The organism is Streptomyces sp. GL_141, assembly GCF_057834385.1.
The window spans coordinates 2655634-2668139 of record NZ_CM174402.1 but is presented as its reverse complement, the minus strand read 5'-3'; the positions used below and the strand labels follow the sequence as shown (position 1 = coordinate 2668139).

The window sequence follows — 12506 nt, the reverse complement described above, 5'->3', positions numbered from 1 at the left end:
CCACCCGGCCCGGGGTCAGCCGGCCAGCAGGCGGGCCTTGGCCGCGGAGAACTCCTCCGGGGTGAGCAGGCCTTCGCGGGCCAGCGCGGCCAGCTGGGTCAGGCGGTCCGTCAGATCGGCTCCGGGGGAGGCCGCTCCCGGGCCGGGGTGGGGAGCGGGGCGGGCAGCCGTGGGCTCCCGGCGGGCGGAGGGGGCCGCCGGGGGCGAGGGGGCCGGACCGGGCTGCGGGTTCGGGGCCGCGCCGGGGGCCGGGGCCGTGCCGGCCTGGGGCTGCGGGGCCGCGACCGCCGCCGGCTGCTGGGCCGCTTCCCAGACGTAGGCCCCGCGCGCCAGGGTTCCGCGCAGGAGGGGGTGGCCCGAGGGGCGCCGGGAAGGGTTCACGACGGAGCCGATGGGGCGGATGAACATCAGGCCACCCCCAGCCGGTCGGCCGGGAGGCGGACCGCTCCGGCGATCCGGCCGCCCGCCGCGCGGACGGCGATGGCGGCGTCTTCGGCCCAGACGTGCTCGACGACCAGGAGGAGGGCGCAGCTGCCGCGGTCCATCAGTTCGGCCGATTCCCTGACGTCCTCGGGGCCGATCAGCGGGGCGGCCTCCCGGTGGGCGAGCAGGCCCCGGAGTTCGACGAACTCGTCGAACTCCGCCGACAGCACCTCACCGGACGCGGTCTTGGTGGCCACCAGCCCGTCGACGAGACGCACGACCCCGGCCTTGCGCAGCCCCATCACCGCCTCGACCGCGGCGACCCGCAGCTGTTCTTCCGGAAAGGCCAGGACGATGAACTCCGCAGGTCCCATGAGGGGAGACTCCTGATCCGCTGACGCGCTGATCCGCTACTTCAATTCCGACCAGTTCTGACGACTCTTCGGCACACTATGACATAAGCGGACATACGACCCGGCTCCTTGCTACGTTTCCCCGTATGACCGCTCTGACGGCGAAGGTGACGGAACCCGCCCCGCCACCGCCACCCGACGCCCGTGCGCCCAAGCGTCGTGGAGTCGAGCTGTCGCTGCTCTTCGGCGCCGTGCTGATCGCCGTCCTCGGCCACCTCTACGTGGGGCTCGCCACCACCGGCCACATCCCCGCATCCGCCGCCCACTACGCCGCCGGCCTCGCCGTGGCCGCGCTCGTCGCCCACCTCGCCGTCCGCCTGTTCGCCCCGTACGCCGATCCGCTGCTGCTGCCGATCGCCGTCCTGCTCAACGGCCTCGGCCTCGTCCTCATCCAGCGCCTCGACGTCACCACCCCCGGCCGCGCCACCGCCGGTGAGCAACTGCGCTGGTCAGCCCTCGGGGTGGTGCTCTTCGTGCTCGCCGTCGCGCTGCTGCGCGACCACCGGGTGCTGCAGAAGTACGCGTACCTGTCCGTCACCGTCGCCCTCGCGCTGATGCTGGTGCCCGTCTTCTTCCCGGCCGTGAACGGCGCGCACATCTGGATCCGGTTCGCCGGGCTCTCCTTCCAGCCGGGGGAGTTCGCCAAGATCCTGCTCGCCGTCTTCTTCGCCTCCTACCTCGCGGCGAACCGCACCGCCCTGGCCCTCACCGGCCGCACCCTCTTCTGGAAGCTGAGGCTGCTGCCCGGCCGGGTCCTCGGCCCGATCCTGGCCATCTGGCTGCTCTCCGTCGGCGTGCTCGTCCTGGAGCGCGACCTCGGGACCTCGCTGCTCTTCTTCGGCCTCTTCGTGATCATGCTGTTCACGGCCACCGGCCGGATCGGCTGGATCGCGATCGGGCTGCTGCTCGCGGCCGTGGGAGCGTACGCGGTCGGGACGTTCGAGCCGCACGTGCACAGCCGCGTGGACGACTGGCTGAATCCTTTCGCCTCCATCGAGCGCGGCGACGGCCCCGGCCAGCTCGCCCAGTCCCTCTTCTCCTTCGGGGCCGGTGGACTGCTCGGTTCCGGGCTCGGCCACGGCCAGTCCTTCCTCATCGGGTTCGCCGCCAAATCCGACTTCATCCTCGCCACCGCCGGGGAGGAGCTCGGCCTCGTCGGCCTCACCGCGATCCTGCTCCTCTACGGGCTCCTCGTCGCCCGCGGTTTCCGCGCCGGGCTGGCGCTGCGCGACCCCTTCGGGCGACTCCTCGCCACCGGACTCGCCTCGATCGTCGCGCTCCAGGTGTTCGTCATCGCCGGCGGAGTCACCGGTCTGATCCCGCTGACCGGCATGGCCATGCCCTTCCTCGCCCAGGGCGGCTCCTCCGTGGTCACCAACTGGATCATCGTCGCCCTCCTCGTCCGGCTCAGCGACAGCGCCCGCAGGCCCGGACCGGCCGAGGAGGCCGACGCGTGATCCGCTACATCCGCTGGTGCGCGTACTTCTGCGCCCTGCTGCTCGTCGCCCTGCTGGTCAACGTCACCCGCGTGCAGGTCTGGGAGGCCGCGGGCTACGGCGCCAACCCGGCCAACAAACGCCCCGCCATCGAGCGGTACGCGGAACCGCGCGGGGACATCACCGTCGACGGCCGTCCCGTCACCGGTTCCCGGGACAGCCGTCAACTGCTGCGCTACGAGCGCACGTACAAGAACGGGCCGCTCTACGCGCCCGTCACCGGCTTCGCCTCCCAGACCTACGGGACCAGCTTCCTGGAACGCGCCGAGGACCCGGTCCTCTCCGGCACCGACCCCGGGCTCTCGGCCTTCCCGCTCTGGTACGAGCTCTCGCGCGGCCGTCCCGGCGGCGGCAACGCCGCCACCACCATCCGGGCGAACATGCAGCTGGCCGCGTACGCCGGGCTCGCGGGCAAGCGGGGCGCGGTCGCCGCCGTGGAGCCGGCCACGGGCAAGATCCTCGCGCTTGTCAGCAGCCCCTCCTACGACCCGGCGGTGCTCTCCGGGACGGGGTCGCAGGTCAAGGAGGCCTGGGAGAAGCTCAACGCGGACCCCGCCAAGCCGATGCTCAACCGCGCGCTGCGCGAGACGTACCCGCCCGGCTCCACCTTCAAGATCGTGACGGCGGCCGCCGCCCTCGACGCGGGCGTGGTCACCGACGTGGACGCGCCGACCGAGACCCCGGACCCCTACCCGCTGCCGGGCACCAGCACCCTGCTGCCGAACGCCGGCACGGGCTGCGCCGACGCCTCGATGGCGGACGCGGTGCAGTGGTCGTGCAACACGGTGATGGCGAAGATCGGCGTACAGGTCGGGCTGCGCGGGATGACGGAGGCGGCGCGGCGGTTCGGCTTCAACGACGCGGGGCTGCGGGTGCCGGCCTGGGTGTCGCGGTCGAACTTCGACACCGACATGAGCCCCGACCAGCTGGCCCTGTCCTCGATCGGCCAGTTCAACACCAAGGCCACCCCGCTGCAGATGGCGATGGTCGCGGCGGCCGTCGCCAACGGCGGGGAGCTCAAGGCCCCCTATCTGGTCGACCGCACGACCCAGGACGACGGCGACCCGGTCCGCCGCGCCGATCAGCGCAGTCTCGGCCGGGCCATGACCCCGCTGACCGCGATGCGGATGCAGGAGCTCATGGTGAAGGTGGTGGAGAGCGGCACGGGCAAGAACGCGGCGATCCCGGGCGCGGTGGTCGGCGGCAAGACCGGTACGGCCCAGCACGGCGTAGGCAACGCGGGCACCCCGTACGCCTGGTTCATCTCCTGGGCCAAGCCGGAGGGCGGCCGGCCGCCGGCCGTGGCGGTCGCGGTGGTCGTCGAGGACGCGTCGGCCGTCCGCGGGGACATCAGCGGCAACGGCGCGGCCGCGCCGATCGCCCGGGCGGTGATGGAGGCGGCCCTGTCCAGGCCCTAGGCCGCGCCCTCCGTGATGGCCTGCGCCACCTCCGCCACCCGCTGCTCCTCCTCGGCCGCGAACCGCTCCCGGTCGAGGGCCTCGGCGATCTCCTCGTCCTGGCTCATCAGCAGGTCCAGGTTGGAGTTCCCCATCTCGAAGACGCCCATGTCCAGGTACGCCTTCTGCAGCCGCTCGCCCCACAGCCCGATGTCCTTCACGCACGGCACGATCCGGCTGAAGAGCAGCTTGCGGAAGAGCGCCAGGAACTCGGAGCGCTCGCTGAACTCCTCCGCCTCGGCGCGCGAGATGCCGAAGTTCTCCAGCACCTCCACCCCGCGCAGCCGGTCCCGCATCAAGTAGCAGCCCTCGATCACGAACTCCTCGCGCTCGCGCAGCTCGGCGTCGGACAACTGCTTGTAGTAGTCGCGCAGGGCCATCCGCCCGAAGGCCACGTGCCGTGCCTCGTCCTGCATCACGTAGGCCAGGATCTGCTTGGGCAGCGGCTTGTTCGTGGTGTCGCGGATCATCCCGAAGGCGGCCAGCGCCAGCCCCTCGATGAGCACCTGCATGCCCAGGTAGGGCATGTCCCAGCGGGAGTCGCGCAGGGTGTCGCCGAGCAGTCCCTGCAGGCTGTCGTTGATCGGGTAGAGCATCCCGATCTTCTCGTGCAGGAACCGTCCGAAGATCTCCGCGTGCCGGGCCTCGTCCATGGTCTGCGTGGCGGAGTAGAACTTCGCGTCGAGGTCCGGCACCGACTCGACGATGCGTGCCGCGCACACCATCGCGCCCTGCTCGCCGTGCAGGAACTGGCTGAAGTTCCATGCGCTGTAGTGCCGGCGCAGCTCGCCCCGGTCCCGTTCCGTGAGCTTGGCCCAATGCCGGGTGCCGTGCAGCGGGAGCGCCTCGTCCGGGGTGCCCAGGGGATCGTACGGATCCACCTCGATGTCCCAGTCGATGCGCTTGGCGCCGTCCCACTGCTTGTCCTTGCCCTTCTGGTACAGGGCCAGCAGCCGCTCGCGGCCGCCGTCGTACTCCCAGCTGAAACGGGCTTGGCCGGATGCGGGGACCGGCCAGACGGTCTCGCCCGGATCGTTGGTGTAGAGCTCGTGCGTCGACACTGACGCCCCCTCGCCTCACGTAGCCGCGTACTTCCGTACGGGACCGGACAGTTGGCAGCGTCACACGTTGGTAGACGCGCGGTCAACAAGTCGTGCGCGAGGGATTGACGGTCTTGCTGACAGGCAGTCTCATAAGGGGTGACCGCCGGTAACTCGACGACGAGGTGTCCGAAGCCATGACCACCGTGACCGAACGAGCCGAGCTGCGTGACGCCCTCGGCCTGCTCAAGGACCGCGAGCAGATCGCCGAGCGGCTGCTCGAATCCTCGGCGAAGCACTCCTTCGACCCGGACAAGGAACTCGACTGGGACGCCCCGCCCATCGACGGCAAGTACTACTGGCCGCCCGAGCTGCTCTCCCTCTTCGACACCCCGCTCTGGAAGAAGATGGGCGAGGAGCAGCGCATCGAACTCTCCCGCCACGAGGCGGCGGCGCTCGGCTCGCTCGGCATCTGGTTCGAGATCATCCTCATGCAGCTCCTGGTCCGGCACGTCTACGACAAGTCCCTGACCAGCAATCACGTCCGGTACGCGCTCACCGAGATCGCCGACGAGTGCCGCCACTCGATGATGTTCGCCCGCATGATCAAGACGGGCGGCGCCCCCGAGTACCCGGTCTCCCGCGCCAACCACAACCTCGCCCGCGTCCTGAAGACCGTCTCCACCACCCCCGGCTCCTTCGCCTGCACCCTCCTCGGCGAGGAGGTCCTCGACTGGATGCAGCGCCTGACCTTCCCGGACGAGCGCATCCAGCCCCTCGTCCGCGGAGTCACCCGCATCCACGTCATCGAAGAGGCCCGCCACGTCCGCTACGCCCGCGAGGAACTGCGCCGCCAGATGCTCACCGCGCCGCGCTGGGAGCAGGAACTCACCCGCGTGAGCTGCGGCCAGGCCGCCCGCGTCTTCTCACAGGCCTTCGTGAACCCCCAGGTCTACGACAACATCGGCCTCGACCGGCACGAGGCGCTCGCCCAGGTCAAGGCCAGCGGCCACCGCCGCGAGGTCATACAGACCGGGGCCAAGCGGCTCACCGACTTCCTGGACGACATAGGTGTGATGCGCGGAGTCGGCCGCAAGCTCTGGAAGAGCTCGGGCCTCCTCGCCTGACCCCCGCCCGGACATCCCCCGCCCCAGGGCCACGGGGTGGGGCTACCCTGCGGACATGACAGCCGTACGGGCGTACCGCAGGTTGAGCGTCGAGGAGCGCCGGGCCCAGCTCCTCGACGCGGCCCTGACGTTGTTCGCACACCGGGCGCCGGAGGAGGTCTCGCTCGACGACGTGGCCGAGGCCGCCGGAGTCTCGCGCCCCCTCGTCTACCGCTACTTCCCCGGCGGGAAGCAGCAGCTCTACGAGGCCGCCCTGCGCTCGGCCGCCGACGTCCTGCGGCTCTGCTTCGCCGAACCCCAGGCCGGCCCCCTGACCCAGCGGCTCTCCCGGGCCCTGGACCGGTACCTCGCCTTCGTCGACGAACACGACGCCGGCTTCTCCGCCCTCCTCCAGGGCGGCAGCGTGGTCGAAACCTCCCGCACCACCGCCACCGTCGACGGCATCCGCCGGGCCGCCGCCGAGGCGATCCTCTTCCACCTCGGCGTGCCGGCCCCCGGCCCGCGCCTGCGCATGATGGTGCGCACCTGGATCACGGCGGTCGAGGCCGCCTCGCTGATCTGGATCGACGAGGGCAAACAGCCGGAGATCGACTCGCTCCGGGACTGGCTGGTCGACCAGTTCATCGCCCTCCTCACGGCCACGGCCGCCACCGACCCGGAGACGGCTGCGGCGGCCCGCGCCGCCCTCGCGCTCGAATCGGCGGACGGTCCGGTGGGGGTACTGGCCCGCCGGGTGATCCCCGTGGTCTCCGAGGCGGCCCACCTGCTGTAGTTTCCGAAACTGCTGTGATCCCCGAGAAGCTGTGAGACTGGAGGGGTGAGAAGCCAACCCACCCCCTTCGAGGGCGGCCCGATGGACGGCCGGTCCCTCCCGATCCTCCTCGGCCCGACCGGCCACCCGTCCAAGTGGTACGAGATCCCGGTCCCGGCCCCGGACGGCGGCGCCCCCACGGTCCTGCTCTACGAGCGGGTCCCCTCGGGGTACTCCAAGCGCCTGGGCCTCCAGAAGGGCTGGAAGTACGTCTACGCCCCGGACGGCCAGAAGCCGAAGCTCCGCTGGCCCTGGACCAAGCCGACCCCGCCCGGCCCGCCCGCACCGGGGGAGTGACGGCGGGGCGTCACGGCAGCCGGGCCTCGACCAGGGTCAGTACGGCCTCCGCCCCGCCGCCCGCATCCGCCGCCTGCCGGAACACCAGCCCGGCCCCGATGACCTCCGCCTGTCCCACCGCGATCGTCAGCCCCAGCCCGTGCCCCTTGCTCCCGCCCCCGGTGCGGAACCGCTGGGGCCCGTGGGACACGAGGTACTCGGGATAGCCGTCGCCGTGGTCCCGTACCGTCACCACCGGCCCGTCCACCGTCACCACCACCGGCGCCCGTCCGTGCTTGTGGGCATTGGCGACCAGGTTCCCGAGCACCCGCTCCAGCCGCCGCCGGTCGGTCTCCACGTGCGCGTCCCGCACCACGACCACCTGCGTATCGGTCCCCGCCGCCCGCACCACCCGCCGCGCGAGGCGCCCGAGCTGGTGCAGGTCCGTCTCCACCACCTCACTGCCCGAGTCGAGCCGCGAGATCTCGAGCAGGTCCTCGGTCAGCTGCCGCATCGTGCGCACCCGCTCCTGCACCAGCTCCGTCGCCCGGCTCTCGGGCAGCAGCTCCGAAGCCGCCTGCAGCCCGGTCAGCGGGGTCCGCAGCTCGTGCGCGACGTCCGCCGTGAACCGCTGCTCCCGCTGGAGCTTCGTCTGCAGGCTGCCCGCCATCGTGTCCAGGGCCGCCGCCACCGTCGCCACCTCGTCCTGGTGCCGCGAGGCGTCCTTCGTGCGCGGGTCGCCGACCCGTGCGTCCAGGTCGCCCTGGGTGATCCTGCGGGCCACCGTCGCCGTCTGGTGCAGCCGCCGCGTCACCCGCGTCACGGCGAAGGCGCCCACCAGCAGCGTTCCGCCGATGGCCAGCACCGACGAGCCGATGATCGCGTTGTCCAGCCCGGTGATCGTGCGCGCGCTCTGGCCGTAGTCGACGGACGTGGCCAGCGCCTTGCCGTCCGCCGGGGCCGCCGCCCACATCAGCTGCCGGCCCCCGTCCTGCGCCACGAGCGTCCCGCGCTGTCCGGAGAGGGCCAGCCTGCGCAGTTCGTCCGGCAGCCCGGCCGGGTCCAGCCCGGACTCCGGCGGCAGCACCTCGCCGGCCTCGTAGGCGCGCGAGGCGTCGGTCAGCTTGCCGAGGGCCTTCTCGCGGGCCGTCGCGACGGTCTGCCGGGTCACCTCCACGTGCACGAGCACACCCAGCACCGCCGCGAGCGAGCAGCACATCAGCACGATGAAGCACGCCGACTTCCAGGTCAGCGTCGCCGTCCACGAGGGCAGCCGGAGCCTCACCGCGAGGCCCCCGCCGAGCCGGGGCCCGGGGACGGGGACGGGCTCGGAGCCCGGCCCGGGGCGGTGCTGCCGGGCACCCGGACGATCTGCTCCCACGTCGGCAGCATCGAGCGCTGCGTCTCGTCCCAGGACCAGGTGGTGTTCACCTCGTAGCCCGCGTTGCCGCTGGGGACGCGCAGGATCACGTCCCGTCCGGCGAGCTCGACGCTGATGACGGTGTCGGTGGTCGCCATGATCCGGTTGAGCCGGCCCTCGGCGTCCGCCGTGTACACGCGGACGGACATCTGCTGATCCGGGTACTCGATGCCGACGATCAGCTCGTCCTTGCCGTTGCCCGTGAGGTCCCGGTAGTACGGCGTCAGCACCGGGCACTTCTTCGGATCGGCCCCGTCCGCCCCGCACTCCTTGATCGCGGCGACGGTCTCGGGCGGCATCCCGTCGGGGCCGGTCCGCACGTTCGGATGGGCCCGCAGCTCCGCCTGCACCAGGGCCGCCGGGTCGATCGCGTGCACGTTCTGGTCCTGGACGGGCGCGATCCCGGGTACGTACTCGGGCGGCGCGCCCCCCGGATCGGCGGGCGGTACGACGGCCCCCGCGCGCCCCGGCCACAGATGTACGGGCCCGCTCGCGGTCGGGGTCGCCCCGGCACCGGCCAGCCCGCCGGTGTCACCGCAGGCGCTCACCAGCGGCAGCAGCAGGGCGGCCAGCAGACCGGCCCGGACACGCCGGTGCCGGCTCCGGTGCAGGGGACTGGGGGAGGGAACGGATCCGGATCCGATCACCGTCGACCCTCCTCTCCCATGAGCATGTGCCCGTCCACAGTAGGCAGAGCCGCATCGTTTCTGCCCGTGAGCTGGGCCGGAGGACAGCGCGGGGGCTGCCAGGCGGGACGAGGCGGGGCAGCTGCGCGGCCTACGCGTCCGTCCGCCCGCGGCGCAGCATCGCGAAGCCCAGCCCGGCGGCGCCGATCGCGGCGATGCCGCCGCCCGCGGCGAGCAGCAGCATGCCGTCACCCGGGCCGTCGGCGAGGTTGTTCAGGCCCAGCGCCTCGACGGTCCCCGTACCGGAACGCGAGGGCGCGGAGACGGGGACGACCCGCCCGTCGCGACTCGCGGTCTTGTGCCCGGCCGTGTTTCCGTCAACGGAGCCGTCCACACCACTCCCACTCGCACTCCCGCCCCCGCCCCCACTCCCGTTCCCGTTCCCGTTCCCGGGCCCGGCCCAGGAACTGAGCCGGCCGTCGGACCGCAGCGCGAGGTGCATCTCCCCGGCGTCGCCGAAGCCGGTGCTGCCGTCACGGCTGGTCAGGGTGGCGGCGGTGGAGCCGTCGGGGTTCAGGACATCGGCCTGGTAAGCGCCCTTGGCCACGCGGTACACGTGCGCGGTGGAGACGCCGTCGGCGAGCGACACGGTCCTGACCAGGGTCCGCGGGGCGGTCACGCCCTGCGCGGAGGAAGCCGACGGCACCCCGTCGGCGAGCGCGGCCGCCGCGGGGAACGCCAGCAGGGTGCCGGCACCCACAGCCACGGCGGCGGCGCGTACGAGAGTGCGGCGGCTGCGGCTCACGGTGTTCACGGGACGTCCTTCGGTGCAGGTCAGGCCCTGGGCTGTCCAGGTGGGATAAACGTATGCACCGGCCGTTGCGGTAACCCGTTGCTTCTGTAACAGCCATGCCTCAGCGACCCGGCGGAGTCGTTACACGCCACGGGCCCCGCGGCACGCGCCACGGGCCCGACCCCACCGGGGGATTGCCCCGGGGCGCCCGGGCTGCTCCCATGGACGGCGGGGGTGAGGACGATGGCTTCGAGGGGACTGAAGGTACTTCCGAGCGGCCGACCGGGCCGCGGCCGGCTGTACGTGAACCTGCCCGACGGCAGGGCCGTGGCCTGGTACGACCGGAGGGCCAACCGGATCAGCGTGCTGGCGGACGAGCGCCGCGAGGAGATCCTGACGGCGTTACGCCCCTACCTCACCGGAACCGTGGCCATCGGCCCGCCACCCGTTCCCACGGCCGAGGACCTGCTCCGCCTGTCCCTCCCGGCCGACGAGGACCTGGCCCCGAACCGCCCGGGGGAGGCCCAGCTCGGAGCCCTCACGTACGGCACCGCGGGCACCCGTGCCCGGCACCGGCTCCGCCAGGAGCTCACGGTGAGGCAGCGGATGGGCGACGTACTGGACACCCTGGCGGAGACGGAGGACTGGCAGGTCCTGCACTCGATCCACGGCATCGCGGACCACCTGCTCATCGGGCCGCCCGGCGTCTTCTGCATCCGCACGGTCCAGGGCCGCCGCCAGCGCGTGGTGATCGGCGACCTCCTCCTCACGGTGGGCCGCTCCGAGCCCACCCCGGACCCCCGCGAGGCCCGCCGCGCGGCGGCCTACGCGACCCGCGCCCTCTCCACCCCGGTGACCCCGGTCCTGGCGGTGGTCGACGCGACCCGCCTGGACATCGCCCCCACCCTCCGCGACGTCCGCACCCTCACTCCGACCACCACCTCGACCTTCCTCACAAACACCCCCACCACCCTCAAACCCCCGGACGTAGAAGCCCTCTTCACCACAGCCAGAGACCGCCGAACCTGGCACTAGCGCCCCCGACCCGGGGAAGTCCCGAGGACCGGCTCGTCACCCCTCCGACCGGACTCCGCGGCGGATCCCAACCCACCGGGCGGAGCCCAACCCAGCCGTCCGGCGCTCGAAGACCGGGCGGAGCCCAACTCAGCCGTCCGGCGTTTGAGGACCGGGGTCTGGGGCGGAGCCCCAGGGGGTCCGGGCGCAGCCCGGGCCCCCGCCTTCAGCCCGTCCGGCGTTTGAGGACCGGATCCGGGCAGCGTCCGGGGTCACCCCTCGGCCTCGTCGGCGTTTGAGGACCGGGGTCCGGGCGGAGCCCAGGGGCACCCCTCAGCCTCGCCGGCGTTTGAGGCGCGGGTCCGGGCAGCGCCCGGGGAACGGTGGAAGGGCGGGTAGGGGACTCCGCCCCGCAGGGCAGCGGGGCCGCAGGGCCAGGCCAGGCCCCCCTCAAGCGGAGCTCCGCTTGCGCGGCGTCACCGCCTTCTTCGCGGCAGCCCGCGCCGGCTTCGCCTCCGCGGCCTTGGCCGAGGCCGTCTTCTTCGCAGCCGCCGTAGCGGCCTTCTTCTTCGCAGCGGCCGCAGCCGTCGACTTCTTCGCAGCACCGGCACCGGCACCGGCACCAGCACCACCACCGGCACCACCGGACGCCGCCGCCGAAGCAGTCGACTTCTTCCCACCCACGGCCTTCGGGGCTGCCGCCGCCCCCGCCCCCGCCGCCGCCTTCTTCCGCCGAATCGGCGTAACCTCCGCCCCAGCCCCCTCCGCCGCCCCCTCCGCCGCCCTCTCCACCGCAGCCGGACCCGCCCGCGAGGCCTTCGCCACCCGCACGCTGTTCTCCAACGCCGCCATCAGGTCGATGACCTGCCCACCCGCACCCTCCGCCGGAGGCCCCGGCGCCACAACCGTCTCCCCACCCGCCTTCGCCGCGATCATCGCCTCCACCGCCTCGCGGTAGTCGTCGCGCAGCGAGTCCATCTCCACTTCCCCCAACGTCGCCATCAGCGCATCCGCCAGGTCGAGCTCGGCCTCCCGCACCGACACCTCGCCCTCGGGCGCCACCCCCTCCGGAACCCGGATCTCGTCCGGCCACAGCAGCCCGTGCATCGCGATCACGTCGTCGACGACCCGCAGCATGCCCAGCCGCTCCCGCCCCCGCAGCGCGTACTTCGCGATGGCGACCTTCCGGCTCCGCTTCAGCGCTTCCCGCAGCAGCGTGTACGGCTTGGCCGCCGTCGCCCCGCTCGCCGCGAGGTAGTACGCCGCGTCCATCTGCAACGGATCGATCTGATCGGCCGGCACGAACGAAACGATCTCAATGGTCTTCGCCGTGGCGATCGGCAGCTGCGCCAGATCCTCATCGGTGATCGGGATGATCGACCCGTCCGCCTCCTCGTACCCCTTGCCGATCTCGGCGGCCGGCACCTCCTCCCCGTCCAGCTCGCAGACCTTGCGGTAGCGGACGCGTCCGCCATCGCCGACATGGATCTGGCGGAAGGAGATCGAGTGGCTCTCGGTGGCGTTCACGAGCTTGATCGGAATGCTGACCAAGCCGAAGGAGATCGCCCCGTTCCATATGGATCGCACGGTTCCTCCTGTTTCGTGGCAGT

Annotated in this window: 13 protein-coding genes; 6 read left to right on the top strand and 7 right to left on the bottom strand. The window is 72.4% G+C overall.

Annotation, left to right across the window (positions count from 1 at the left end):
* Positions 1 to 15: 15 nt before the first annotated feature.
* Together AC3IX6_RS11225 and AC3IX6_RS11220 are read right to left on the bottom strand one after the other, a co-directional pair.
* The gene (locus AC3IX6_RS11225) at positions 16 to 408 is read right to left on the bottom strand and encodes an SHOCT domain-containing protein (protein ID WP_489369998.1); all 393 of its coding nucleotides are present in this window, start codon (positions 406 to 408) and stop codon (positions 16 to 18) included.
* Positions 408 to 797 (bottom strand): DUF6325 family protein, encoded by a 390-nt coding sequence (locus tag AC3IX6_RS11220; RefSeq protein ID WP_382757319.1) that lies wholly within the window; start codon positions 795 to 797, stop codon positions 408 to 410. Before AC3IX6_RS11220 ends, AC3IX6_RS11225 begins: the two co-directional genes overlap by 1 nt.
* 125 nt (positions 798 to 922) lie before the next feature.
* Here AC3IX6_RS11220 and AC3IX6_RS11215 point away from each other — a divergent pair, with 125 nt between their 5' ends.
* A complete protein-coding gene (locus AC3IX6_RS11215) occupies positions 923 to 2293 on the top strand; it encodes an FtsW/RodA/SpoVE family cell cycle protein (RefSeq protein ID WP_489369997.1) in 1371 nt (456 codons plus the stop codon).
* Positions 2290 to 3750, top strand: coding sequence for a penicillin-binding transpeptidase domain-containing protein (locus tag AC3IX6_RS11210; protein ID WP_489369996.1), 1461 nt, complete (start codon positions 2290 to 2292; stop codon positions 3748 to 3750). The genes AC3IX6_RS11215 and AC3IX6_RS11210 overlap by 4 nt, the downstream gene beginning before the upstream one ends.
* Here the strand turns inward: AC3IX6_RS11210 and AC3IX6_RS11205 are convergent.
* Positions 3747 to 4850 carry a ferritin-like domain-containing protein gene (locus AC3IX6_RS11205; RefSeq protein ID WP_489369995.1) on the bottom strand — a complete coding sequence of 368 codons (1104 nt, stop codon included), beginning with the start codon at positions 4848 to 4850 and terminating at the stop codon, positions 3747 to 3749. The two genes, AC3IX6_RS11210 and AC3IX6_RS11205, sit on opposite strands and share 4 nt — an antisense overlap.
* Before the next feature lie 176 nt (positions 4851 to 5026).
* Here AC3IX6_RS11205 and AC3IX6_RS11200 point away from each other — a divergent pair, with 176 nt between their 5' ends.
* The 3 genes from AC3IX6_RS11200 to AC3IX6_RS11190 are packed head-to-tail and all read left to right on the top strand — an operon-like array spanning position 5027 to position 7064.
* Entirely contained in the window at positions 5027 to 5956 is a 930-nt protein-coding gene (locus tag AC3IX6_RS11200; RefSeq protein WP_489369994.1) for an AurF N-oxygenase family protein, read from the top strand.
* Positions 5957 to 6011: 55 nt separating this feature from the next.
* A complete protein-coding gene (locus AC3IX6_RS11195) occupies positions 6012 to 6728 on the top strand; it encodes a TetR/AcrR family transcriptional regulator (protein ID WP_385369286.1) in 717 nt (238 codons plus the stop codon).
* 45 nt (positions 6729 to 6773) lie between these two features.
* Positions 6774 to 7064: a hypothetical protein gene (locus tag AC3IX6_RS11190; protein WP_489369993.1), complete on the top strand. Its 291-nt coding sequence runs from the start codon at positions 6774 to 6776 to the stop codon at positions 7062 to 7064.
* A 10-nt stretch (positions 7065 to 7074) separates the two neighbouring features.
* Here the strand turns inward: AC3IX6_RS11190 and AC3IX6_RS11185 are convergent, their stop codons facing one another.
* The 3 genes from AC3IX6_RS11185 to AC3IX6_RS11175 form a co-directional block, all read right to left on the bottom strand.
* Complete coding sequence (locus tag AC3IX6_RS11185) at positions 7075 to 8328, bottom strand: histidine kinase dimerization/phospho-acceptor domain-containing protein (RefSeq protein ID WP_489371410.1); 1254 nt, start codon at positions 8326 to 8328, stop codon at positions 7075 to 7077.
* A complete protein-coding gene (locus tag AC3IX6_RS11180; RefSeq protein WP_489369992.1) occupies positions 8325 to 9110 on the bottom strand; it encodes a hypothetical protein in 786 nt (261 codons plus the stop codon). Before AC3IX6_RS11180 ends, AC3IX6_RS11185 begins: the two co-directional genes overlap by 4 nt.
* A gap of 130 nt (positions 9111 to 9240) precedes the next feature.
* Complete coding sequence (locus tag AC3IX6_RS11175) at positions 9241 to 9903, bottom strand: hypothetical protein (protein WP_489369991.1); 663 nt, start codon at positions 9901 to 9903, stop codon at positions 9241 to 9243.
* A gap of 222 nt (positions 9904 to 10125) precedes the next feature.
* Between AC3IX6_RS11175 and AC3IX6_RS11170 the strand changes: the two genes are divergently transcribed.
* On the top strand, positions 10126 to 10917 hold the full coding sequence (locus AC3IX6_RS11170; RefSeq protein ID WP_489369990.1) for an NERD domain-containing protein: 792 nt from the start codon (positions 10126 to 10128) through the stop codon (positions 10915 to 10917).
* Positions 10918 to 11346: 429 nt separating this feature from the next.
* Here AC3IX6_RS11170 and ku read toward each other — a convergent pair whose 3' ends face one another.
* On the bottom strand, positions 11347 to 12483 hold the full coding sequence (gene ku / locus AC3IX6_RS11165; protein ID WP_489369989.1) for a non-homologous end joining protein Ku: 1137 nt from the start codon (positions 12481 to 12483) through the stop codon (positions 11347 to 11349).
* Between the last annotated feature and the right edge of the window lie 23 nt (positions 12484 to 12506).